Raw genomic sequence first — 23997 nt, forward strand, 5'->3', positions numbered from 1 at the left:
CATTGCATCAGACGTCGAGAAATGCGTTAACCGGATGGCCTGCTTCGCCTTTCGATAGTATTGCCAGATGGCACCCCGAACCGACTTGCTCGCGTGGCTCCTCGACTCGGATCCAGCGATTCGGTGGCAGGTGGAGCGCGATCTGTTGAACGAAGCGCCCACTGTGTGGGCGGCGACGCGCGGGTCGATCGCTACCAAAGGATTTGGTGCACGCCTGCTTTCATTGCAGGACCGAGACGGCCAATGGGCGGGTGGGGCGTTCTTCCCGGCAGAATTCGACTTCGCGGGACCCGAAGCAGCAGAACAAAGTTCGCAACCCTGGACGGCAACAACCTGGACGCTCAACTCCTTGCGTGAGTGGGGCCTCGACGCCGGTGTTCTGCGGGAGCGTCGAACCGCAGAACTGCTCGCGGAAAACTGTCGCTGGGAGTACGAGGGCCGGCCGTACTGGGACGGTGAGGTCGATTGCTGCATCAACGCCTGGACGGTGGCAAACGGTGTGTGGCTCGATGTTTGCGTTGATGAACTCGCTAATTGGTTTGTGCGGCATCAACTTCCGGATGGTGGGTGGAACTGCGAGTGGACCGAAGGTTCGACGCGATCGTCGTTTCATTCGACGCTCAATTCACTCAAAGGGCTTCTCGCGTACGAGATCGCGACCGGGGGAACGGATGAGACGCGCGCGGCTCGGCGATCCGGTGAGGAGTACTTGTTGCAGCGCGGTCTGTTCCGGCGACTCTCGACCTGCGAACCGGTGGGGCCCTGGGTCGGCCGGTTTGCGTACCCGTTCCGGTGGCGTTACAACGTGCTCAACGCAGCCGACTACTTCCGCGAAGCGTCGTTGTCGTATGGAAATGAGCCTGATCCGCGAATGGCGGACGCGATCGAGATGATCCGGGTCGCTCGAGCCTCGGATGGGACGTGGCTCCAGGCCGGTCGCCAACCGGGGCGGGTGTGGTTCGAGGTCGACACAAAGGCGGGAGAGCCGTCGAAGTGGCTGACTGTGTCCGGCATCCGAGTGCTCGCCTGGTGGGATCAATCCTCCCTTCTAGGTTCTGCATAACAAAAGAGTTACAGCGAGAGTTTTTTCACCTTCAAAGGTTATCGAAAGGTGATCTTCGACTTTCCGGTCGAAATATCCAGTACGGATGAAGAACATATTAACGACAGGATTGCCCTCAGTGCAGTGAAGGTTAGTCATCTGAACAGGTGAGAAGATGTTCGGTGAAATTACCTACCCGATTGGATAGGCGGGTCACCGACGTTGGTAATCAAACAGGGCGCTCGCGGCTGTCTTGGTTAGGGAGCTAAGTCCCGAGCTGGAAACGGCATTTCTGCTTCGAAAGTGTCGCTCACCTGCGGCTACGTTCCCCATTTTGCAAGACTTAAACCACTTTCGGTGAGAATTGGTCCCGCAATTGTAGGTTGTGGAGCGTCCGCAATGTTTAGGCAAAGTCCCATCTTTTCCCAGAACAATGCTCTACTAAACGTGAAAACCGGATGTTCCCCCGATTTTGCTGAGAAGGTGCAACTATGGGGCGTAGCGTAACTGTCGCAGTGAATTGGAACATCGCGAATTGCTGCTCTAACCAATGACTTTGTTCAGGTCCGAATAATGCTCGGAGGTCGTCGATGTCGATGGAAATGGTGTTAGCCGAAGCAGTGATAGACAGTGGGGACACGGCGTGGGTGCTGATCTCCGCTGGCCTGGTTCTCTTCATGGTTCCCGGACTCGCCTTCTTCTACGCCGGTCTGGTGCGTGGTAGCAGTGCGCTCGTCATGTTGCAGCAGAACCTCGTCCCACTCGGACTCGTCTCGATTACCTGGGTCGTGTTCGGATACAGCTTCGCGTTCAGTGGAGACTGGGGTTCCGGCTTCCTCGGTGACCTCAAATTGTTCGGCTTGCAGGACATACACACTGCCGCCGCCCCGGGCTTCCACCTGATCGAAGGTGCAGTCGCGGTACCGACTCTGGCGTTCGTGGTCTATCAGATGATGTTCGCGATCATCACGCCCGCGCTGATCACCGGTGCGACCGCAAACCGGCTCAAGCCCTTGGGCTGGGCCGTTCTGCTCGTGCTGTGGTCGATCATCGTCTACCCCCCGATTGCGCACTGGCTCTTCAATCCCGAAGGCTGGTTGGCGCTCCGCGGAGCTCAGGACTGGGCCGGCGGAATTGTCGTCCACGCATCCGCCGGCGCCGCCGCCCTGGCAATCTTGCTGGTGGTAGGTAAACGTCCGGGATGGCCCAACGCCGAGGCAGTCCCGCACTCGGTGCCTCTGGCGTTGATCGGCGCAGGCATCCTGTGGTTCGGCTGGTTCGGATTCAACGCAGGCGACGGATTGGCCGCCGATGGTGTTGCGGCACAAGCCTTGATGAACACTCACATCGCCGCAGCGGGCGGCATGGTCGTCTGGCTCGTCATCGAAAGGTATACCGAGGGCAAGGCCACGGCGATCGGTGGAATCACCGGCGCGGTAGCCGGTCTCGCGACCGTCACCCCCTGCGCCGGCTTCGTCAGCACCTTCTCCGCGTTGGCGATCGGCGCGCTTGCCGGACTGGTCTGCCACTTCGCGCTCGCGCTCAAGTCGATCTTCAAGTTCGACGACGCGCTCGACGTCATCGCGGTCCACTTCATCGGCGGCATCCTCGGTTCACTCCTTCTCGGTTTGTTCGGCGAAAAGGCGATCAATTCGATCGGCCGCGACGGACTCTTCTTCGGCGGCGGCGCCGGACTACTCGGCGAGCAGGCGTTGGCGTTGATCGTCGTCATCGCTTTCTCGTTCGTGGTGACCTGGCTGATCGCCACGGGCATCGAGAAGACCATCGGTCTCAAGCTGGCCCCGAAAGACCAGGTGGACATCGACCGTCGTCAGCAAGGCATGGACGCATACCGCTACAACGCCGCGTTCGTCGACGCCGGTGGTGCGCCGCAGACCAGCGGGTTCGACTCGGGGGTCCTGGTCCAGGGGACAAAACTTGTTCCGAACCTCGCCGCCCCGAAGCACGAACTCATCACCGCGGTATTGCAGACCATCGAGTCCGAGAAGCTTCGGGAGGCGCTGCTGGCTGCCGGAGCGGAGTCGATAGTCGTATCGGAAGCGCATGTCTCCGCGAGTGACTCGGCCTCGCTCAAGTTCCGCGGACAACGCAACGACGTCGTGTTCACCGAGCGGTTGCGTGTCGAGGTGTTGGTCGCCTCGGAACATGCCCAGGCGGTACTGGACGCGATCAACGAGTACTCGGGCGGCAGGAGGAGCGGTTTTGTCCAGCAAGCGGCCGAACCACTCACCGAAGCGACGGAACAGGGGAGCTGACATGTATTCGACGACAGGGAGTTACCGCATGATCGACAAGGAGCGTTCGGAATGCATCTGACACCGCGAGAACTCGACAAGCTGACAATTCTCATGTTGGCGGATGTCGCACTGAGGCGAAAGGCAAAGGGGCTCAGACTCAACCATCCGGAGTCCGTCGCAGTCATCACTGCAGCCGCTCTGGAGGGAGCTCGGGAGGGCAAGACTCTCGAGGAGGTCATGGCCGACGCATCGCACGCCTTGACGGTCGACGACGTGATGGAAGGTGTCGCGGAGATGATTCCGCGTGTGCAGGTCGAGGCGGTGTTCCTCGACGGTAGCCGGCTCGTCACCGTGCACTCTCCGATCCAGTAGCCCGACCGAGATGTCAGGAGCACTCCAAGATGGCAAGCAAATCGACGAAGAAGGATTCCGGCGGCGAGAAGAAAGTGCCGGTCGGCGGATACGTGTTGCGGGACGAGCCGATCGAACTGAACGAGGGCCGTCCCCGTTTGAAGTTGCGAGTCCGAAACACCGGTGACCGTCCCATCCAGGTGGGTTCGCACTATCACTTCATGGAAGTCAATCGCGCGTTGTCCTTCGATCGTGAACAGTCCTTCGGCTGGCGCCTCGACATTCCAGCGGGCACGGCGGTCAGATTCGAGCCGGGCGACGAAAAGGAAGTGACGTTGGTGCCGTTCGGCGGCAAGCAACGGGTTCAAGGCTTCAACGGACTTGTCGACGGTTGGGCGCCGACCCACGCCGCCTACCGCCCTCGGCTTCCCGGAGCCGTCCAGCGTGCCGAAGAACTCGGCTTCCTGTCCGAACCTCAAACCGACTGATTCTCGTTCACGGCGGACGAAGGAGAGCGACACCCATGACAAGCATTTCGAGACAAGAGTATTCGGGCCTTTTCGGGGTCACCACGGGTGACCAGATCAGGCTCGGCAACACCGACCTGTACATCGAGGTCGAGGAAGATCTTCGAACCATCGGCGACGAGTCGATCTACGGCGGCGGCAAGACGCTGCGCGACGGCATGGGCCAGGATCCGGAGTCGTGCAGCATCGACGGTGCGCTCGACCTCGTGATCACCAACGTGGTCATCGTCGATGCGACCATCGGGGTCGTCAAAGCGGACGTGGGAATCAAGGACGGCAAGATCGTCGGCTGGGGCAAGGCGGGAAACTCCAGCACGATGGAAGGCGTCACTCCGGGGCTGACCACCGGTCCGGCGACCGACGCGATCTCCGGTGAGCAGATGATTCTCACTGCCGCCGGCATCGATCCGCACGTGCACCTCGTGTCACCACAACAGGCGTACCACGCACTCAGTGGGGGAGTGACGACGCTGATCGGTGGTGGTATCGGCCCGACCGACGGAACCAACGGCACCACCATCACTTCCGGTATCTGGAACATGGAGATGATGCTCAAGGCCAACGAGGGTTTGCCGGTCAACGTATGCATGCTGGGCAAGGGCAACTCGTCCGGGCATCAGTCGTTGGTCGAACAGATCAAGGCCGGTGCGGCCGGACTGAAGGTCCACGAGGACTGGGGCGCAACCCCGGCCACAATTCGTGAGTCTCTGCGGGTGGCAGACGAAATGGACGTTCAGGTCGCCATTCACACGGACACACTCAACGAGGCCGGATACGTCGAGGACACCATCGCGGCCTTCGAAGGCCGTACCATTCACACCTATCACAGCGAGGGCGCGGGCGGCGGTCACGCACCCGACATTCTGCGGGTGACGGGAGAGGACAACGTACTTCCGGCGTCGACCAATCCGACGTTGCCGTACGGCATCAATACTCAGGCCGAACTCTTCGACATGATCATGGTCTGTCACAACCTCAATCCCAAAGTGCCCTCCGATGTTTCGTTTGCCGAGTCCCGCGTTCGCGCCGAGACGATCGGTGCGGAGAACGTACTGCAGGACATGGGCGTCATCTCGATGTTCTCGAGTGACTCACAGGCGATGGGCCGCGTTGGAGAAAACTGGCTACGCGCGATCCAAACAGCGGACTGTATGAAGCGGTCCCGCGGAAAGCTGCCAGAGGATTCACCGACGCACGACAACTTCCGCGTGTTGCGCTACGTCGCGAAGGTCACGATCAATCCCGCGTTGACGTTCGGTCTTTCGCATGTGGTCGGGTCGATCGGTGTCGGGAAGATGGCGGATCTTGTTCTCTGGGAGCCCGCATTCTTCGGTGCGAAGCCGAAGACGATCATCAAGAACGGTCTGATCAGTTGGCATGCCATGGGAGATCCGAATGCTTCACTCCCGACACCACAACCGGTGATCTACCGGCCGATGTTCGGTGGATTCGGCAAGGCGTTGCCGCAGAGTTCGGTCTCGTTCGTCTCGCGAGCGGCACTCGACGACGGCATCAAGGACCGGCTCGGTCTCGAACGTCAGGTTGTTGCTGTCGAGGGGACCAGAACAGTCACCAAGCGTGATCTGGTTCGCAACTCGGCCACTCCGGAAATCAAGGTGGACCCGGAGACCTTCGCGGTGACTGCGGACGGCGTCCACGCATACGTCGAACCTGCCGAAACCATTCGCTTGAACCAACTTTACTTCTTCAGTTAGGGGTCTCCAGTGTCGGGAACAATCACACACACGCACGGCGCCGATGCGACGCCACACACGCACGGCGAGATGACCGCGCCGAGCGGAAAGCCGACGCGAGTCGACGCGCTGCTCGGGAAGGAGACCGACGAGGAGTGGGCCGGTCGACTCGACAATGCGGTAGTCGACGTCTTGTCGCTCGATCAGTGGGAAGCGCAGAAGAGTCGGTTACGACGCACCACGATCGGTGGCCGTGAATTGGCCGTCTCGCTCGATCGGGGTATTCAGTTGCAGGACGGCGACATTCTGCTGTGGGACGAGCCGGCGAACACCGTCGTCGTGGCGAGGATCAACCTCAAGGACGTGTTGGAGATCGACCTGAGCGCGCTGGTCGACGTCACGCCCGAGAAGATGATTCAGACGTGCCTGGAGTTGGGACATGCCGTGGGTAACCAGCACTGGCCTGCGGTGGTGAAGGGAATGAAGGTCTACGTTCCGTTGACAGTCGACAAGGCGGTCATGGGCTCGGTGATGCGGACACATGCTTTCGAGGGCATCGAGTACACCTTCATCCCGGGCGCCGAGGTCATTCCCTACATCGCTCCACACGAGGCACGCCGTTTGTTCGGTGCGGCCGCGCGTGAGGGCGAGGGGCATACCCATGACCCTCTCGTCTGAGGGATCCGGGCTCAGCATCAACCGCGCGATGCGGATGATGCAGTTTTCCGATTCCATGTTCCCGGTCGGTTCCTTCTCGTTCTCCAACGGTTTGGAATCGGCCGTGGCGCAAGGAATTGTCACGGGCGGTCCGTCGCTGCGGGAGTTTGTGCTCTCGGCCGCCCATCAGGGCGCGACGTGCGACGGTATCGCCGTACTCGCAGCGCACCGGGGCGCGACCGCCGGTGACTTCTCGGCGATCCTCGCCGCTGATCATGCAGTGATCGAACGCAAGCTCAACGAAGAAGCACGCACGATGAGTACCCGGATGGGTAAGAAGTTGGCCGAACTCGGCGGGCGCTTGGCCGGTGAGACCCTGTTCAACAAGTGGTTGGCCGCGATCGCATCGGGGGAGACGCCGGGTACCTACCCCGTCGGCCTCGGAATTGCTTTCGCGGAGATGGGTTCTCCGGAGGAGGACGCTTTCACGGTCAATCAGTACGGTGTCGCGATGACGTTGCTCGGCGCTGCGCTTCGCATCGTCCGAGTAGATCACCTTGCGACACAGGAGATTCTGTTCGAGGTCAATCAGAGCGCCGGCCGTGAGTACGCCGCAGTGCGTGACTACGGACTCGACGACATGTCCAATTTCGCCCCGATGATCGACATTCTGGCTGCGGTTCACGTCAAGGCGCACGTCCGAATGTTCATGAACTAGAAGGAGAACGATGAAGAAGACAACGCGCATCGGAATCGGCGGACCCGTGGGTTCGGGTAAGACCGCACTCATCGAGGCGATCACGCCGGAGTTCATCAAGCGGGGCACCAGCGTTCTGATCATCACCAATGACGTGGTCACCACCGAAGATGCCAAGCACGTGCGTAAGGCTCTCAAAGGTGTTCTCGTGGAGGAACGCATCGTCGGCGTCGAGACGGGGGCCTGTCCGCACACCGCCGTTCGCGAAGACCCGAGTATGAACCTCGCGGCCGTCGAGGACATGGAGAAGACGTTCCCAGACACCGACGTGGTCTTCATCGAAAGTGGTGGCGACAACCTCACACTGACGTTCAGCCCGGCTCTCGTCGACTTCTTCATCTACGTCATCGACGTAGCCGCAGGCGACAAGATTCCGCGTAAGAACGGTCCGGGAATCTCGCAGTCCGACATCCTGGTCATCAACAAGACCGATCTCGCACCGTACGTCAACGCCGATCTCGGAGTCATGGATCGCGACTCCAAGGGAATGCGGGGAGACAAGCCGTTTGTCTTCACCAATTGCATGACCGGGGAAGGCATCAAGGAAGTGGTGGACCTCATCGTGCACGGAGTCCTCTTCGACGAAGAGGAAGTGGGAGCGAGCGCACCGTGAGCGCACCGCTCGCCCCGGGAGCATCGCGGGCGCTCCCGGGTCCGATCCCGACCATCCCGGAACTCGACCAGTACCAGGACCAGCCGAAGCAGGCTCCGGCCGGCAAGGTCGGGAAGACCGGCGTTCTCGAGATGCGATTTGTCGACCGTGGCGACAAGACGATTCTGCGGGACATGTACCGCAAGACACCGTTGCTCGTTCAGCAGGCGCTGTACTGGGACGAAGCGTTGCCGACCATGCCGTGCGTCTACATGATCTCGACGTCCGGCAGTGTGTTGCAAGGTGATCGACTGTTCCTGACCATCGAGATGGAGCCGGGTTCTCTCGCGCACGTGACCACTCAGTCGGCCACCAAGGTTCACCGGATGGATGCCAATCACGCGTCGCAACTCCAGAAAGTGGTGCTCGCGGAGAATTCGTATCTCGAACTGATGCCGGGGGTGACGATCCCACACCGCAACGCGAGGTACTACGCGCGCACCGACATCACGGTGGATCCGACTGCAACGCTGTTGTTCTCGGAGATCGTGATGTCGGGTCGCAAGTACCACGACGGCGGAGAGATGTTCGTCTACGACCTGTACTCCACAATGATCAAGGCGGAGCGTCCGGACGGGAAGAACCTCTTCACCGAGAAGTTGGTGATCGAACCGGCACGCTTCCCTGTGCGATACGGCGGAATCATGGGTGACCACGACGTGTTCGGCAATGTCATCTTGCTGACACCGAAGGAGCACGCCGACGCGATTCTCGAAGAGGTAGTTCCGGGCCGTGACGGCAAGGTCGTTTCCGGAGCGAGTCGGCTACCGAACGACGCCGGTCTCATCTTCAAAGTCCTCGGTCCGGAGAGCGAACCCGTCAAGGCGAAGGTTCGTGATTTCTGGGCTCTGGTGCGAAAGGCAGTTCTGGACACCACCATTCCGCCCGTCCCGCTCTGGGGATGACGCGGATCGTCGGATATGGATCGAGGGACGTGCGATGACCACCATCACCAAACCCTGGGACGACGTCGCGGACAAGAACGTCGTGCTCAGATTCATCGACACCAATCTCAAAGGCTCCGGGCAGGTGATGTTCCAGGGCAATGCGCTGACGGGCCTGCTGTTTCTGGTCGGTATCTTCTGGGGCGCGATAGCCGCGGACACGATCACCGTCGCGATCGGTGCCGTGGTGGGTCTGGTGGTATCCACCGTCACCGGCATGATGCTGCACTCCGACGACGATTCGATGCGTATCGGCCTGTACGGATACAACGGAATTCTTGTGGGAGCTGCATTTCCGACGTTCCTTGCCGGGGGCGTGATGCTGTGGATCTACCTCGTGGTGGGAGCTGCCGCGTCGACCATCGCGTTCCTGGCTGTCGCCAATGTCTTCAAGACCTGGGGCGTACCGGCGCTGACCTTTCCGTTCAACCTCGTCAACTGGTTTTTCCTCCTCGCGGCGTTCCAGTTCCTGCGGATCGAAACGTCGGACCTCAGCGCCGGCCAGTTTCCCCAGCACATCGGGGACGCGTCGGTTCATGCCGACATCACTTTCAGCTTCCTGTGGGACACGCTGTTTCGCAACGTCTCCCAGATCTTTCTGATCAACAACACTGTCACCGGCATTATCTTCGTGATCGCGCTGCTGGTCGCGTCGCGTTGGGCGGCGTTGTTCGCGCTCATCGGTTCCGCGATAGCGATGGGTTCGGTACTGGCGCTGGGCGCCAACACCGTCGACATCGGGAATGGTCTCTACGGGCTCAGTTCGGTGCTGACGGCAATTGCTCTCGGATCGGTGTTCTACAACCCGTCGTGGCGTGTGTTCGTCTACACCGTCTTCGGAGTGTTGGTCACTGTTGTCATCCACGGCACGCTGGTGTCTGCGTTCGCTCCGATCAGCCTGCCGGCCGGAACGGGCCCGTTCGTCTTCGCGACGTGGCTGTTCCTGCTGCCGAAGAAGAAGTTCGTTCCCATCCAGCACGACACCATCGAGGGCGGAGCGGCCGAAGGCAAGGATTCGATCGCAAAGGCGAACGGCTAGACGGGCCGAATTGGCGAGGCGCCCGTACGCTGGGGCACACCGATGAGTTGATCCGATCGCCCCGCCACTCTCGAAGGAACGCACCTACATGACAGCCTCCAGCGCCCCTCGCATCCATCTCGGCCCCGTCGAGGATCCGCACATTGCCGACGGAATTCGCGGAGTCGGTGGGGTTCTCGTTCCACTCGCCGAGGCGGAGGGCGTGGTCTGGGTACATGGTCCGGACACGTTCCCGTCGTCGCTACCTGACTCGGTTCGCTGGGTGCAGTTGCCCTTCGCCGGGATCGAGCCATGGTTCGATGCCGATGTGATCGACGACAAGCGGGTCTGGACGTCCGCTGCCGGGGCTTACGCGGGCAATGTGGCCGAACATACGATGATGCTCCTCCTCGCCGGAGTGCGTTCTCTCCCCGAACAATTGGCGGCGCAGTCGTGGCGAAAAGAAGAGTTCGATCCACGGGTGGGCACCTTGCAGGGCTCGACAGTGGCGATCATCGGTTGCGGCGGAATCGGCCGTGCGCTGATCCCGTACCTCGCCGCGTCCAAGGTCAGAGTCATCGCCGTCACCCGCTCGGGAACCCCCGTCGAAGGTGCCTCCGAAACGCTCTCGGCCGATCGAACCGGTGAAATCTGGTCCCAGGCGGATCACTTCGTGATCGCAGCACCGTCGACGTCCGCGACGCGGCATCTGGTCGGCAAGGCTGAATTGGACCAGATGTCGGAGTCGAGCTGGATCGTGAACATTGCACGCGGCAACCTGGTCGACACGGACGCGCTGGTCGATGCTCTCGAAGCTGGTTCGATCGGCGGGGCGGCACTGGACGTCACCGACCCCGAGCCGCTGCCGGACGGGCACCGGTTGTGGAAGCTGCCCAACGCGATCATCACTCCGCACGTCGCCAACCCGGCTATGACGCTCACGCGTGTGCTGGCAGATCACGTGGCCGCCAACGTCGCTCGATTCGCTGCGGGTGAGGACCTTGCTGCGGTAATCGATCCGTCGGCGGGCTACTGAACCGACAGAACACGCAAATCCTCGAGACCGTCCACGACGGGAACGCGCCACGAGGCAAGCTCTTCCGGTCCCTGCTCGTCCCACAGTTCGAACAGTTCCGAATCGGTCGAGGAGATGGTGCGCTCCACCATCTCGATCAGCCAGGTGAGCCGTTCGCTGGTCAGGGCTGAGGTGAAGGAATCGAGATCGAGGTCCTGGGCGGCGGGGTCGCGTTTGCGATCGGCGCGCACGATCAACACCAATTCGAGCAAGGCGACGGCGATTTGGCCGCCGTCCACCTCGAGGTAGTCGTCCTCGAATGCCCACTCCACCGATTCGAAGGTGAAGTCACCGTGTCCGATGGACGCGATCAAATCCCCTGCACCGTCGTTATCGAACGGTCCCGATCCCCACGCGCCCACTGTCTACTCTTTTCCGATTGCCGTGTCAGCGCGCTTCGAGCGCGATCTTCGCTCCGAATCCTAGAAGAACTGTTCCGGTTATGCGCTCGAGTGCCTGTCGCACTCGGGGCTTCTCGAAGGTGCTACGCGCTCGCGAGAGAAGGACCACGTAGCCACTGAGCCACACGATGGTGATCGCTGCGTGGATGAGCACCAGCAGCGCAAGCGATGGTCCCGTCGGCCACCCGGCCGGAACCAGCTGCGGCAGCAGTCCGGTGTAGAAGACGGCGATCTTGGGGTTGAGCAGGTTGGTGGTGAAGCCCGTCTTCCACGTTCCGGCCTTCTGCGACCGTGGAGCGTCGGCATTGTGTTGCATCCGCGACGTCCGGCTCTCCCACAGTGCTCGCACACCGAGATAGATCAGATATGCAGCACCGGCGAGCTTGACCACGGTGTACGCCTCGGCTGACGCGGCCAGGATCGCCGACAACCCGAGGACGGTCAGCAGCCCCCACACCAGAAGGCCCGAGACGATGCCGGCCGCTACCCGGAATCCGGCGGATCTTCCGGCGCCGAGAGCAGCCTGTGTCACGACGGCCATGTCGGGCCCCGGGACCAGGGTCAGTAGGGCGAGCACAGCTGTGGCGGCGAGGAGAGCGGTCAGCATGCACCAAGTATGAAGCCGGGGTGGGGAGCGTTCTCGGTCGGTGGTGTCGTCCCTGTGAACAAAGAGTGGCTCGACGGTGTGAACTGCGTGGACACGCCCGGAAACCGCTGTCTTGCCCAGCCTTTTCGTCAAAGTTATGCACACTGTGGGGAAACGGGTCGTTGCAGGTAGAAGGAATAACTCTGTTGTAATTCATCCTTTTGTCCACAGGTTATGCACAACTGGGAAGTGGATGTGAATGAAGTTATCCACACCTGTGTGTGCATCGGTGGAAAACTGTCCAACTCCATTGGATACCCGCGAGTAATAAATCCCAACCAGTGGGTTGACCTCGGGACGTTCGTCCTGTCCAATCGAGGGTTAGCGATAGTCGTGCGATGCTCAGGGGGCGCTTGACGGATGCGGAGATTTGGGTTTGTCGGGATTGTGTTGGTCGTGCTCGCGCTTGTTGTGGGCGGAGTGGCGTATGCCGAACCGGCGCCCGAAAATCCACCAGGAGATCTGACAGGTCAGACCGGGGCTCACATCAATCGCATCGAGCAATTGTCGCCCACTCGTAGCGCCGTGTTCGTCGATTCGCCGGCTATGCGGCGCGAGGTGCAAGTGCAGGTTCTGCATCCAGCGTCGAGCGCCGGTTCGCGTCCGTCCTTCTACCTACTCGACGGCGTCAGTGCCGGTTCGGAATCCGGATACTCCGAAAGCACCTGGACTCAAAAGACCGACATCGAAGCGTTTTTCGCCGACAAGAACGTCAACGTCGTTCTCCCTGTTGGCGGTACCGGCAGTTTCTACACCAACTGGAAGAACGACGATCCGAACCTCGGTGTGAACAAGTGGGAATCGTTTCTCGCTGAAGAGCTTCCGGCGTTGATCGATTCTGCGTTTTCCGGAAATGGGATGAATGTGGTCGGCGGGGTGTCCATGGGTGCGCTCGGCGCGGCCAACCTCATCACACATCACCCGAAGCTCTATACCGGATTAGCCTCGTACAGTGGCTGTCTCGACAACTCCGAGTCGTCTTCGCAGGATTCCGTGCGGCTCACCGTGGCCAGTAAGGCAGGCGACGCCACCAACATGTGGGGCCCGTCATCGGACCCCGACTGGCAAAAGCACGACCCGTCCACCAATGCTGAAACGCTGCGAGGAAAGACGATCTACGTTTCCTCGGGCACGGGCGCACCCGGAGAATACGACAACATTTTCACCCCGGGCGGCCTGCAGACGGCCATCGAAGGCGGGCCGCTCGAGGCACTGGCAAACACGTGCACGCAACTGTTCGAGGCGAGGTTAGGGGAGTTGTCGATTCCCGCAGTGTTCGCGTATCGAAACGTCGGCACCCATTCATGGCCGTACTGGCAAGACGCGCTTCAAGATTCCTGGCCGACAGTGAAGACCGCCCTGGGAATGTGAACTGGGCTGTGAGCTGAGAACTACTCGGCCAGTGCCAGTTCGAGCAACTGGAGGGCGCCGTCACGGGTCTGCGCAGCCGCGATGAACCCAGCTTTGTGGCAGAAGACCGAACTGTCGACGCCCGTCTCGGCGGCAAGGTCCGAGCCGTTCAGGCCGCGCCACGGCTCCGGCAACAGCTTTCGTGAACCGAACTTGGAGTCAGCGGGCTTGACCGTCTGAATCGACCAGCCGCCGTTGGTGTTCGGGAAGATGGTGAACAGAAGTTCTGGCTGGGCCGACGCGGCGCGGCCGTGGGGAACGAAGCGTTCCAGCACGACGAAGCGCGGATCCGTTGCTTTCTCGTAGGTCTCGGTGAACTCGCGCTCGGCTGCAGCGTCGCCGGCGTACTTGGCGCGCAGGCGAATCAAGACCTGAGTTGCGAGAACCACGGCCAGCTCGAACTGGGTGTCGAACTCTTCGTCGGTGGACGAGATCGGATTGAACAGGTCCAGCACCGACGACAGATCAAAAGGCTTGGTGCCGTAGTCGTTGAGGGTGTAGATCTCCTGGCCGTTGTCGACGGCGTCGATGCCCTCGACCAGACGACTGTCGATTCGGCGGAAAACGGAGGCGTCGCCTTCGCAGAACTGCAGGCCGTATTCCTGCCAGAGCAGACCGAAAGCGGAGTACAGGATGCCGTTGCTGCGCTCGCCGGCATCGCGCTGGTGATGGTCGAAGCGACCCTCGGCCGGGTTGTAGCGACCGCCGACGTCGAGCACGATGTCCGCACTGTCGAGGACGGACTCGTCACGGCTGCGAACGACGGTGGCGTCGGGGTACAGCTGCTTGAGCAGCGATACGCCGAAGACGTCGTCTGCATGGAACTTGCCGTTATGGGTCGCGATGATCACCCGTCGAGACTAGGCAATCGAGCGGGGGGATGCCTATTCAGCCGACGGTGCGGATGCGATCGGTGGCAGGCGGCGAGACCGGGGACCCGGCTGCGAACAGGGCAGTCAAGGCGTCGAGGTCGTTGCCCGCGCCGGTCATCTGGGTGGAGTTCTTCAGTGCGGTGAAACCGTCCCCGCCCTCGGCGAGGAACTTGTTCACCACGACGCTGTAGACGCCGTCGGGGGCGATGTCCTGCCCGTTCAAGCGCATTTCCGAGATTCGCGAGCCCGGCGCTGCTCGCCGGTCCATGGCGTAGGTGAAGCCCGCGGACGGGGAGAGGATGCGCTCGGTAGCGGTGCCGTCGAGGTCGATCTGGAATTGCTGTTCGAGAGCGTCCTTCAACACCGCTCCTGTGACGGAGAGCACTTCGAGGCTGTTGCCGAACGGTTGAACACCGTAGGCCTGGCGGTAGGTGACCTGGCCGGAAGTGCCGAAGTCCAAGTCCTCGCGCATACCGCCCGGGTTCGTCAACGCGAGTTGAGCGCCTCGTGTCGATCCGGCCGCGAGTTGAGCGTCGGCGACCAGGTTGCCGAGTGTCGATTCACCGCTGGGGACGCGATCCCGTGTCAGATCGGCGGTGATGGTCCCCACCGGTCGCTGAGCGCTTTCCGACGCCTCCGACCAGGCCCGGTCGGCGAGAGCCTGAATATCGGGATCCGGCGAAATATCGTGTGTCACTATCTGATTGAAAGCGGACGTCTGATCGCGAACCACCTCGCGTGTGTTGCGGTCGATGGTGACGTCGGCGACGGACACGATCCGGCCGTGCGAAGCGCCCTGCATGACGACTCTGGGATTGCCTGCGGGATCAGGGAATTCGCAGTTGTACTGCTGGTGGCTGTCGGCGGTGAAGATGACGTCCACCTTCGGTGAGGCACGAAGAGCGATGTCGCGGGCCGGGCCGGACTCGACGTTGCAGTCGTTGGGCCCACCTTCGACGGCCGGTTCGTCCCCACGGTGCAGGAGAACGGTGATGGCTTTGACGCCGAAGAAGTCGAGGACATCGGCGGTGCGGTTGATCGCTTCGACCTCGTCGCCGAACTGCAGATCGGCGATCCCACCCGGTGTCACGATCTGCGACGTGTTGGCGGGGGAAATCGCGATGACTCCGAGCGGAATGCCGTCGACCATGTTCACGGTGAAGGGCAGCGTGGCCGGAGTGCCGTTGGTGTACGTCATGTTCGCGGCCATCAGTGGGAAGTTGGCGCCGCCGAAGGACGGACTGAACGTGCACGCGTCGACGGCGGAGCAACCGCCGGACTGCATACGACGGAACTCGGCGAGCCCTTTGTCCAGTTCGTGGTTGCCGATCGCGGAAGCGTCGATCTTCATCCGATTCAGCAGTTCGACCGTCGGTTCGTCGTTGAACATCGCCGATTCCAATGCCGACGATCCCCAGTTGTCACCGACCGAATACAGCAGCGAGTTGGTGGCTTGGCTGCGAAGTTGCGTCACGTATGCCGCGAGATACGCCGCGCCACCTGCGGGGGTGAGCGAGCCGTCGGCCTGCCTGATCTCGCTGCGAATGCCTTCCGGCGGGCGGAGGCTGCCGTGCAGATCGTTGAAGGCCAACAGACGTACCGACACCGTGTCCTGGGACTCGGCGGTGGCGACGGCACTCAGGGAGGTCGCGGAGGTGGCGAGAAGGGTCGTTGCGAGCACGGCACACGTTCGTGTCATGCGTCGCGTCATGCGTCGTGCTCCCTCACTCGGACCGGCCTCGAACCTCCCTGAGTGTGCCCGTCCGCCGAAACGAATTCCAGTCCTCGGCGTAACAGTTATGTATCGAGTGTCACGCGGTGACGCCGATGCCCGCAGCCTGCTTCGCGACGTCGGTGTTCGCGAAAGCGAGGAACGCGTCGTTCTCGTGTGGATCGCCGATGGTCATCCGGACGCCCTCGACGCCGTACTGACGGATCAGAATGCCCGCCTCGGTACTCGCCTCGGCGAAACCGGGGGAGAGCTCTCCGAGGGGGAGATAGACGAAGTTCGCCGACGACTCGGGGACGGTGTACCCGGCTTCGATCAGTGCACTGCGCACTCGCGTCCGCTCGGCGATGACGCCTTCGGTGCGGGCAAGCAGTTCGTCTGCTGCAGCCAGGGAAGCGATTGCGGCGGCCTGCGCGACAGCGCTCACGGTGAACGGGGTGTGCACCTTGCCGAGGGCCACGATGATCTCCGAATCCGCGACCGCGTAACCCACGCGAATTCCCGCGAGGCCATACGCCTTCGAGAAGGTGCGCAGAACAACCACGTTGGGGCGGCTGCGGAACAGTTCGATGCCGTCGGCGTCCGAGCGTGAGTATTCGAAGTACGCCTCGTCGAGTGCGACGACGACGTGCGCCGGGACCGCGTCGAGGAAGCTCTCGAGCTCTGCCTTCGACAGCGCGTTGCCGGTCGGGTTGTTGGGGTTGCACACGAAGATCAACCGCGTGCGATCCGTGATCGCGGCCAGCATCGCGTCGAGGTCGTGGCCGAAGTCCTCGGTCAGCGGAACCTTGACCGAGACGGCATGGCCGACCTGGGTGACCACGGGGTACGCCTCGAACGAACGCCACGCGTAGATGACCTCGTCACCCTGATCGCAGGTGATCTGCACGAGTTCCTGGCACAGCGTCACGGAGCCACAACCAGCGGCGACGTTGGCCGGTTCGACTTTCAGGAAGCTGGCCAGCGCCTCGATGAGTGCGACCGCGGCATTGTCCGGGTAGCGGTTGGCATTGGCGACCGCGTCGGCGACGGCGTCACGCACACCGGGCAACGGCCCTACGGTCGTTTCGTTGCTCGCCAGCTTGATCGCACCCGGAAAATTGCGTCCGGGAACGTAGGCGGGGATGGAGGCGAGGTCGGGGCGAATGTGTGCGGTCACGAGTCGATTATGCGCGCACCGATTTGGTGCGTAGCGGCCGTCTGCGTGTCAGAGTTAGAAGATGTCGGAAATCTTCCGGGCCACCGCGTATCTGCGCGGAGCCGAAGGGGAGGTCGCCACGGCTGTTCCGCTGACGGTGGTGGAGCCGGACGGCCCGACGCGGGGCGGGATCGTCGTCCTGCATGAAGCCCGCCAGTTCAGCCCGGCTCTGCTGAATCTGATGTGCGCACTCGCCGGCGAAGGGTGGGTGAGCGTCGCACCGCACCTGTTCCACCGCGAACCCGAACACATGCAGGGCGAGGTGTTCGGTGACAACCTCTTCGCCGACTTCGACGCGACCCTCGATTGGCTCGTCGGACGCGAAGTTCTCGCGGACACCGTCGGGGTGCTCGGATTCGACGACGCCGGGACCGCCGCGATGCTCGTGGCCACCAGCCGTCCCGTCGGTGCCGCGGTGAGCGTCGCCGCCCGGGGAATCGTCGAAGCCTTGTCGGTGGATGCTCAGGCACTCGTCGACGCGGCCACTTCCCTGCAGGCGCCGTGGCTGGCGCTGTACGGCGAGGACGATCCCAGCACGCCGCGTGAGCACGTGACTCTGCTCCGGGAAGCGACCGCCAAGGCCGACGTCGCGACACTGGTGGTCAGCTACGCCGGACTGGCTCACCGGGCGGACGAGCCGCCACAGCTGTCCGAGGACGCCGACCTCGACGACCCTGGCTCGGCCTCGATCGTCGAAGCTCAGACCCGGATCTTCGACTGGTTCGACAGCCACCTGCGGTAAGCCGACAAATCAGGGCGCTGACCACGCGTTTTGCCTTTGGTGGCGAAGGGTGTGTAATCTTTCGATCCGGCGGTCCGAAAGGATCGGAACCCCCAGGGAGGCGTGCCAGAGCGGCCGAATGGGACTCACTGCTAATGAGTTGTCCCTTTTACGAGGGACCGGAGGTTCAAATCCTCTCGCCTCCGCCAAGCCGGTGATTTTGACCGGCGGGTTAGAAATGATAGAAAGTACGACGGTAAGACACGCAAGACCAGCAAGACAACAGAACATGCGCCCGTAGCTCAACGGATAGAGCACTTGACTACGGATCAAGAGGTTAGGGGTTCGAATCCCTTCGGGCGCACAAGAAAGAAGGTCACAGACTCCGGTCTGTGACCTTCTTTTTGTTGTGGTGCATTCGCAATTTTTGAATGTGTGTGACGTCACCTCGGCGAATTTCGGTCGGTGACCCTCGCGATCGTAGGAACCAACAACCGATCCCCGCGACCTATGCTTTCTCCGGAGCAGCCGCGCAAACCGAGGAGAACCCGTTGGAGACCGTCGACAGTCGGACGCTCCCGGTCTACTCGGCCGGGGCGGTCGAGGTGCCCTTTGTCATCGCGGGCATGGACGAACTTGTCTCCCGCGAGACCCGGTGGGAGGCGCACTCGCACCCGACCCACGAATTGTTGTGGAACGAGCGAGGAGCGTCGAGCGCCACGGTGGGATCGCGCACGTGGACGATCACCCCGACCGTCGGTCTGTGGATGCCCGCCGGAACCTGGTATCGGGCCGCTCAGCTCGACATCGCATCGGTTCCGTCTCTGTCCGACGTGCCGGTGGCGATCGAGGTAACTCCGCTGCTGCGGAACCTCCTCGAGCGACTGGCAGACGATTCACTCGGAACCTCTTCGCGCTCGCTCACAGAGCAGATGGTGATCGACGTACTGGCGCCGTCACCCAACGAGTTGCTGGTTCTGGTGCCGGACTCGGCGCTTCTGCAACCCATCGTCGACGCGATCGGTGACGATCCGAGTGACATGCGAACGCTGTCCGACTGGGCAAGGCTCCTCGGCGTCAGCCCGCGAACCATCACCCGGGTATTTCGGTCGGAGACCGGGATGAGTTTCGGGCAGTGGGTGTCAGCGGTGCGCGCCCAACGGGCGGTGACGCTTCTTGCACACGGCTTGGATCTGCAAGAGGTTGCCGAGCGCGTGGGCTACCACTCGACCAGTGCGTTCGGTGCGGCATTCCGGCGCACCACCGGGGCCACACCAGGGATGTTCCGGGCTAGCTGATCGGCCATCACACCTTGTCTCGATCGCTACAGGGGGTGTCCCAAACACGCGATTGCGCCACATTGCCCTCCCGTATACGGTTTAGGCAAACCTCACCTAAGTGCCCGATTGAGCCGGGTTGAGGGCCGTACCCCTTCTCGAGAGAGTTCTGTTTTCATGCGTTCAAAACGCTTCTTGGCGGTGGCCGCAGCAGCGGTCGCAGTCGCCCTCGGCATGACAGCTTGCAGTTCCGACTCCTCGGAGACCGCCGACGGCGGCAGCGCCGGAAGCGGATCCAGCTCCTTTCCCGTCACGATCGAGCACGCTTTCGGAACTACGACGATCGACGCCAAGCCGGAGCGAGTTGCCACCGTTGCCTGGGCCAATCACGAAGTGCCCCTTGCTCTCGGCGTGGTTCCCGTCGGAATGGCAGCGGCGACGTTCGGCGACGACAACGGCAACGGAATGCTGCCGTGGGTCGAGGAAAAGCTCGACGACCTCGGCGCGAAGCCGCCGGTGCTCTTCGACGAGACCGACGGCATCGACTTCGAAGCCGTCTCCGATACGAACCCTGACGTCATTCTTGCCGCGTACTCCGGATTGACGCAGGAGGACTACGACACTCTCAGTGAGATCGCTCCGGTGGTGGCGTATCCCGAGGGGCCGTGGGCGACGTCGTGGCGTGACGTCATCAAGTTCAACAGCATGGGCCTCGGCATGGAATCCGAAGGGCAGGAACTGATCTCCACCATCGAGCAGGAGATCACCGACGAGGTTGCCTCACATCCGCAGCTTGCCGGCAAAGCAACAATGTTCCTGACGCACGTCGACACTGCCGACCTGAGTCAGGTCAGCTTCTACACTGCGAACGACACACGCGCCGCGTTCTTCGAGGACCTCGGACTTTCGACGCCGAAGAGCGTTGCCGACGCCTCGACGGGTGGTGAGTTCTCGAAGAAGGTCAGTGCCGAGCGTGTGGACGTCTTCGACGACGTCGAACTGATCGTCACCTACGGTGACCAGGCACTTGTCGACGCACTCAAGGCTGACCCGCTGCTCTCGCAGATGCCTGCTGTAGCCAACAATTCGATCGTGTTCCTCAACGGAACCGGGCCGATGGGAACGGCGGCCAACCCGACTCCGCTCGCCATTTCGTGGGTACTCGGCGACTATGTCGATCTGCTCGCCGGGGCTGCTGGAAAGTCGGAGTGACTGTAACCTCGCAGGATTCGGCGTCGGGCGCCAGCGATACGCGGCGCCCGACGTTCGGCAATTCGCTGTGGCTGATCGCCCTTCTCGTGGTCCTCGCCGTGCTCATGTGCGCCTCGATCGTCATCGGCTCTCGTGAGGTCGATTGGTCCGACATCGTTGCCGCACTTGGCGGTTCCACCGACAACATCGGTCAGGGTGCGATTGCCAAGCGCATTCCGCGGACGGTGCTCGCGATCATCGTGGGTGCTGCGCTCGGTCTTGCCGGCGCGGTGATGCAGGGGATTACCCGAAACCCTTTGGCGGATCCCGGAATCCTGGGCGTCAACATGGGCGCTTCGCTCGCCGTGGTGATCGGAATGGCGTGGTTCGGATTGTGGACCCAGACCAGCATGATCTGGGTGGCCGTACTCGGTGCAGCCGGGGCGGCATTGTTCGTCCACGTAGTCGGGTCACTCGGGCGAGGTGGAGCCACGCCACTCAAGTTGGCTCTTGCCGGGGCCGCAACATCGGCTGCGTTTGCTTCGTTCATCACTGCGATCATGCTGCCGCGAAACGATATTGCGGGCAACATTCGTTCGTGGCAGATCGGCGGCGTCGGTGGCGCGAGTTTCGAGGTGATCCGGCAGGGTCTGCCTTTCCTCATTGTCGGCTTCGTGATCTGTCTGCTGTCAGCGCGCAGTCTCAACTCTCTTGCGCTCGGCGACGAGGTTGCGTCAGGTCTCGGCGAACGCGTCGCGGTGGTTCGTGCAGTGGCAGCGCTCGGTGCAGTGTTGCTCTGCGGTGCAGCCACTGCCATTGCCGGACCGATCGGCTTCGTCGGTTTGGTTGTCCCGCATCTGTGCCGGTTGCTGATCGGGATCGACAACCGTTGGCTACTACCGTTTTCTGCGCTGACAGGTGCCGGCCTTCTCGTCGCCGCCGACATTCTCGGACGAATTGTCGCCCGGCCGAGCGAAATCGACGTCGGCATCATCACCGCGCTCATCGGAGCGCCCTTCTTCATTTACATCGTCCGCCGTCAGAAAATACGTGAGCTGTGACCACTACATTCGTTACTCCCGAAGTTGAGGTCGACGCAGTCGGAGCAAGCCGTATCCGACGAGGTAGACGCCGCCGCATCGTGATTGCCGTGCTGACGGTCCTCGCCGTCGCATCCTTCGCGGTCACTCTGATGGTGGGAAAAACCTTCTACCCGCCGTCAGATGTGCTTCGGGTCGTGCTGGGGGAGAACGTGCCTGGTGCCTCGTTCACCGTCGGCCGCCTCCGGTTGCCTCGCGCTGTCCTCGCTGTGGTCGCCGGAATCTGTTTCGGCTTGGGCGGCATCACGTTCCAGACGATGCTGCGCAACCCGCTCGCGAGCCCCGACATCATCGGGATCAGCTCGGGCGCAAGCGCTGCAGCGGCTTTCGCGATCATCTCGCTTTCGCTCGGCGGCTCGCAGGTCTCGATCTTCGCCATCGCTGTCGGTCTGGGCGTCGCAGTCTTGATCTACGTTCTGTCCTTCCGAGACGGTGTAGCGGGCACTCGGCTGATCCTGATCGGTATCGGCATCGCCGCGATGCTCGACAGCGTCACCGCCTACCTGCTCAGTACCGCCGCCGCGTGGGATCTGCAGGAGACGATGCGTTGGCTCACCGGCAGTCTCAACGGTGCCAACTGGGGTTCGACGGTTCCCGTGGTCCTGGCGCTGGTTGTCCTCGGACCGGTGCTGCTGAGCCAATCGCGCAACCTTTCGACCATCCAGCTCGGTGACGACGCAGCACAAGCGCTCGGCGTCAGAGTGGAACGAACGCGCATTCTGTCGATCATTGCGGCCGTCGGACTCATCGCCTTTGCCACTGCCGCTGCGGGGCCCATCGCCTTCGTCGCATTTCTGTCAGGGCCCATCGCCGCCCCCATCGTCGGTCCGGGAACATCACTTTTGATTCCGTCGGCGCTGGTCGGAGCGCTGCTGGTGCTAGTTGCCGATTTCTGCGGACAGTACGCCTTCGGCACCCGCTACCCCGTTGGCGTGGTGACTGGCGCGCTGGGAGCGCCGTATCTCGTCTACCTCATCATTCGCTCCAACCGAACGGGAGGTTCGCTGTGACCGAATCCCATACTCTGACTGCCGAAAACCTCGAACTCGGTTACGGAGGACGGACCGTCGTCGAATCGCTCGACCTCGCGGTGCCGCCGGGAAAGATCACGACCATCGTGGGCGCCAACGCGTGCGGCAAATCGACGCTGCTGCGGTCGATGTCGCGGCTACTCAGTCCCCGAAGCGGTCATGTTCTCCTGGACGGCAAGGATATTCATCGCCTGCCCGCGAAGAAGCTCGCTCGCACGCTCGGCCTGTTGCCGCAGTCACCGATCGCACCGGAAGGCATTGTTGTCGCCGATCTCGTCGGCCGAGGCCGACATCCACATCAGCGGGTGCTGTCGAGGTGGAGTCGCGAGGATGACGCCGCCGTCGCCGAGGCGCTTGCGGCAACGGACACAACCGAATTGGCCGAACGATCGGTGGACGAGCTTTCCGGTGGTCAGCGCCAACGTGTGTGGATTGCGATGGCGCTCGCCCAACAAACCGATCTGCTTCTTCTCGACGAGCCGACCACCTTCTTGGACGTGAGCCACCAGATTGAGGTCTTGGACCTGCTCACCGACCTGAACCGGACTCGGGGTACAACGATTGTCATGGTTCTGCACGATCTCAATCTCGCCGCCCGCTACGCCGACTACCTCGTCGCCATGGCCGATCGCCGGGTCTACGCGGAGGGTGATCCTGCCGAGGTGCTCACGAGCGACAACGTCCGCACCGTTTTCGGTCTCGATAGCCGAATCATCCCCGACCCCATCTCGGGTAAGCCGTTGGTGTTGCCGCTCGGGCGCCACCACGTTCTCGACGACGTGTTGACGTGACGGCGTCGAACGCCCCGGGCGGGCGGATCGAATCCGTGGAACAACTCAATGCGATTCTCGGACAGCCCCATCCGACGATCATGGAGAAGCAGACCGCTTACACGACTCCGTTGATCCGTGAATTCATCGAGCAAGCACGGTTTTTTGTGCTTGCGACATCCGATGCGGCTGGAAATTGCGACTGCTCGCCGCGCGGAGACTTGGTCAGTCAGGTTCTGTTTCCTGACGAGAAGACGCTCGTGCTCCCGGATCGTCCGGGCAACCGGCGCGCTGACTCGTACCGGAACATGATCGAAAATCCTCACGTGGGGATCCTCTTTCTCGCGCCCGGGCACGACGAGATCGTGCGCGTCAACGGCACGGCGACTCTGTCCACCGATCCTGATCTGTTGGACTCGATGGCGATGAACGGCAAGCCGGCGCAGCTTGCGGTGATCGTGAAGATCGACGAGGCGTATCTGCATTGTGCGAGAGCGATTCTGCGGGCGAAGCTGTGGGATCCGTCGACGTGGCACGCATCCGATGACGTACCGAGTCTGCGCGACATGATGGCCGAGCAGCACAGCCTGCGCGTCGAGGATCTGGAGCCGGCTCGGCAGGAGGCGTACCGCAAGTACCTGTACTGAGCGCAGATCCGTCACCTATGTCCGATAAT

General features: G+C 62.0%; 24 protein-coding genes and 2 tRNA genes. 21 read left to right on the top strand and 5 right to left on the bottom strand.

All coding sequences use genetic code 11. The features are described 5' to 3' along the window. Positions 1-67: 67 nt before the first annotated feature. The 11 genes from QM596_RS25595 to QM596_RS25645 all read left to right on the top strand — a co-directional run bounded on the left by QM596_RS25595 (position 68) and on the right by QM596_RS25645 (position 10936). The gene (locus tag QM596_RS25595) at positions 68-1063 is read left to right on the top strand and encodes a prenyltransferase/squalene oxidase repeat-containing protein (RefSeq protein WP_283310229.1); all 996 of its coding nucleotides are present in this window, start codon (positions 68-70) and stop codon (positions 1061-1063) included. 575 nt (positions 1064-1638) lie between these two features. Continuing rightward, positions 1639-3318: an ammonium transporter gene (gene amt / locus QM596_RS25600; RefSeq protein ID WP_283310230.1), complete on the top strand. Its 1680-nt coding sequence runs from the start codon at positions 1639-1641 to the stop codon at positions 3316-3318. 51 nt (positions 3319-3369) lie between these two features. Beyond that, positions 3370-3672, top strand: a complete 303-nt coding sequence (locus QM596_RS25605) for an urease subunit gamma (RefSeq protein ID WP_020905830.1) — start codon at positions 3370-3372, stop codon at positions 3670-3672. Between the two features lie 29 nt (positions 3673-3701). Beyond that, positions 3702-4139 carry an urease subunit beta gene (locus QM596_RS25610; RefSeq protein ID WP_003943812.1) on the top strand — a complete coding sequence of 146 codons (438 nt, stop codon included), beginning with the start codon at positions 3702-3704 and terminating at the stop codon, positions 4137-4139. A 35-nt stretch (positions 4140-4174) separates the two neighbouring features. After that, on the top strand, positions 4175-5893 hold the full coding sequence (locus tag QM596_RS25615; RefSeq protein ID WP_134998576.1) for an urease subunit alpha: 1719 nt from the start codon (positions 4175-4177) through the stop codon (positions 5891-5893). Between the two features lie 9 nt (positions 5894-5902). Continuing rightward, on the top strand, positions 5903-6550 hold the full coding sequence (locus QM596_RS25620; protein ID WP_007731715.1) for an urease accessory protein UreE: 648 nt from the start codon (positions 5903-5905) through the stop codon (positions 6548-6550). Then, positions 6534-7247, top strand: coding sequence for an urease accessory protein UreF (locus QM596_RS25625; RefSeq protein WP_029254252.1), 714 nt, complete (start codon positions 6534-6536; stop codon positions 7245-7247). Before QM596_RS25620 ends, QM596_RS25625 begins: the two co-directional genes overlap by 17 nt. Positions 7248-7257: 10 nt before the next feature. Then, positions 7258-7899, top strand: coding sequence for an urease accessory protein UreG (gene ureG, locus QM596_RS25630; protein WP_007731713.1), 642 nt, complete (start codon positions 7258-7260; stop codon positions 7897-7899). After that, positions 7896-8843, top strand: a complete 948-nt coding sequence (locus tag QM596_RS25635; protein WP_283310231.1) for an urease accessory protein UreD — start codon at positions 7896-7898, stop codon at positions 8841-8843. Before ureG ends, QM596_RS25635 begins: the two co-directional genes overlap by 4 nt. 34 nt (positions 8844-8877) lie before the next feature. Further along, positions 8878-9921, top strand: coding sequence for an urea transporter (gene yut / locus QM596_RS25640; RefSeq protein WP_134998575.1), 1044 nt, complete (start codon positions 8878-8880; stop codon positions 9919-9921). Between the two features lie 88 nt (positions 9922-10009). Next, positions 10010-10936: a D-isomer specific 2-hydroxyacid dehydrogenase family protein gene (locus QM596_RS25645; RefSeq protein ID WP_283310232.1), complete on the top strand. Its 927-nt coding sequence runs from the start codon at positions 10010-10012 to the stop codon at positions 10934-10936. On the opposite strand, the gene QM596_RS25650 is transcribed toward QM596_RS25645, so the two are convergent. Continuing rightward, positions 10930-11337, bottom strand: a complete 408-nt coding sequence (locus tag QM596_RS25650) for a DUF4259 domain-containing protein (RefSeq protein ID WP_020968164.1) — start codon at positions 11335-11337, stop codon at positions 10930-10932. The genes QM596_RS25645 and QM596_RS25650 overlap by 7 nt on opposite strands. 25 nt (positions 11338-11362) lie before the next feature. Then, a complete protein-coding gene (locus QM596_RS25655; RefSeq protein ID WP_007731691.1) occupies positions 11363-11983 on the bottom strand; it encodes a LysE family translocator in 621 nt (206 codons plus the stop codon). A gap of 399 nt (positions 11984-12382) precedes the next feature. Between QM596_RS25655 and QM596_RS25660 the strand changes: the two genes are divergently transcribed. Next, positions 12383-13393, top strand: coding sequence for an alpha/beta hydrolase (locus QM596_RS25660; protein WP_435804243.1), 1011 nt, complete (start codon positions 12383-12385; stop codon positions 13391-13393). Positions 13394-13413: 20 nt separating this feature from the next. On the opposite strand, the gene QM596_RS25665 is transcribed toward QM596_RS25660, so the two are convergent. The 3 genes from QM596_RS25665 to hisC all read right to left on the bottom strand — a co-directional run bounded on the left by QM596_RS25665 (position 13414) and on the right by hisC (position 17192). After that, positions 13414-14283, bottom strand: a complete 870-nt coding sequence (locus QM596_RS25665) for an MYG1 family protein (RefSeq protein WP_019746470.1) — start codon at positions 14281-14283, stop codon at positions 13414-13416. A gap of 37 nt (positions 14284-14320) precedes the next feature. Beyond that, entirely contained in the window at positions 14321-16015 is a 1695-nt protein-coding gene (locus QM596_RS25670; RefSeq protein WP_166501653.1) for a bifunctional metallophosphatase/5'-nucleotidase, read from the bottom strand. Positions 16016-16115: 100 nt separating this feature from the next. Then, a complete protein-coding gene (gene hisC / locus QM596_RS25675) occupies positions 16116-17192 on the bottom strand; it encodes a histidinol-phosphate transaminase (RefSeq protein WP_166501654.1) in 1077 nt (358 codons plus the stop codon). Positions 17193-17253: 61 nt separating this feature from the next. On the opposite strand from hisC, the gene QM596_RS25680 reads away from it, so the two are divergent. The 9 genes from QM596_RS25680 (at position 17254) to QM596_RS25720 (ending at position 23968) form a co-directional block, all read left to right on the top strand. Next, on the top strand, positions 17254-17973 hold the full coding sequence (locus tag QM596_RS25680; protein WP_113683463.1) for a dienelactone hydrolase family protein: 720 nt from the start codon (positions 17254-17256) through the stop codon (positions 17971-17973). A gap of 96 nt (positions 17974-18069) precedes the next feature. Further along, positions 18070-18161 (top strand) — tRNA-Ser (locus tag QM596_RS25685). Between the two features lie 82 nt (positions 18162-18243). Beyond that, a tRNA-Arg gene (locus QM596_RS25690) sits at positions 18244-18316 on the top strand. Positions 18317-18503: 187 nt separating this feature from the next. Beyond that, positions 18504-19250 (top strand): helix-turn-helix transcriptional regulator, encoded by a 747-nt coding sequence (locus tag QM596_RS25695; RefSeq protein WP_283310234.1) that lies wholly within the window; start codon positions 18504-18506, stop codon positions 19248-19250. 156 nt (positions 19251-19406) lie between these two features. Continuing rightward, positions 19407-20441 carry an iron-siderophore ABC transporter substrate-binding protein gene (locus QM596_RS25700; RefSeq protein WP_134998571.1) on the top strand — a complete coding sequence of 345 codons (1035 nt, stop codon included), beginning with the start codon at positions 19407-19409 and terminating at the stop codon, positions 20439-20441. Beyond that, a complete protein-coding gene (locus tag QM596_RS25705) occupies positions 20438-21481 on the top strand; it encodes a FecCD family ABC transporter permease (RefSeq protein ID WP_283310235.1) in 1044 nt (347 codons plus the stop codon). Before QM596_RS25700 ends, QM596_RS25705 begins: the two co-directional genes overlap by 4 nt. Then, a complete protein-coding gene (locus QM596_RS25710; protein ID WP_283310236.1) occupies positions 21478-22530 on the top strand; it encodes a FecCD family ABC transporter permease in 1053 nt (350 codons plus the stop codon). Before QM596_RS25705 ends, QM596_RS25710 begins: the two co-directional genes overlap by 4 nt. Beyond that, positions 22527-23342, top strand: a complete 816-nt coding sequence (locus QM596_RS25715) for an ABC transporter ATP-binding protein (RefSeq protein ID WP_283310237.1) — start codon at positions 22527-22529, stop codon at positions 23340-23342. Before QM596_RS25710 ends, QM596_RS25715 begins: the two co-directional genes overlap by 4 nt. After that, positions 23339-23968, top strand: a complete 630-nt coding sequence (locus tag QM596_RS25720) for a pyridoxamine 5'-phosphate oxidase family protein (protein ID WP_283310238.1) — start codon at positions 23339-23341, stop codon at positions 23966-23968. The genes QM596_RS25715 and QM596_RS25720 overlap by 4 nt, the downstream gene beginning before the upstream one ends. Positions 23969-23997: the final 29 nt, after the last annotated feature.

The sequence above is a fragment of the Rhodococcus sp. IEGM 1406 genome (assembly GCF_030056745.1).
Lineage (GTDB): Bacteria > Actinomycetota > Actinomycetes > Mycobacteriales > Mycobacteriaceae > Rhodococcus_F > Rhodococcus_F erythropolis.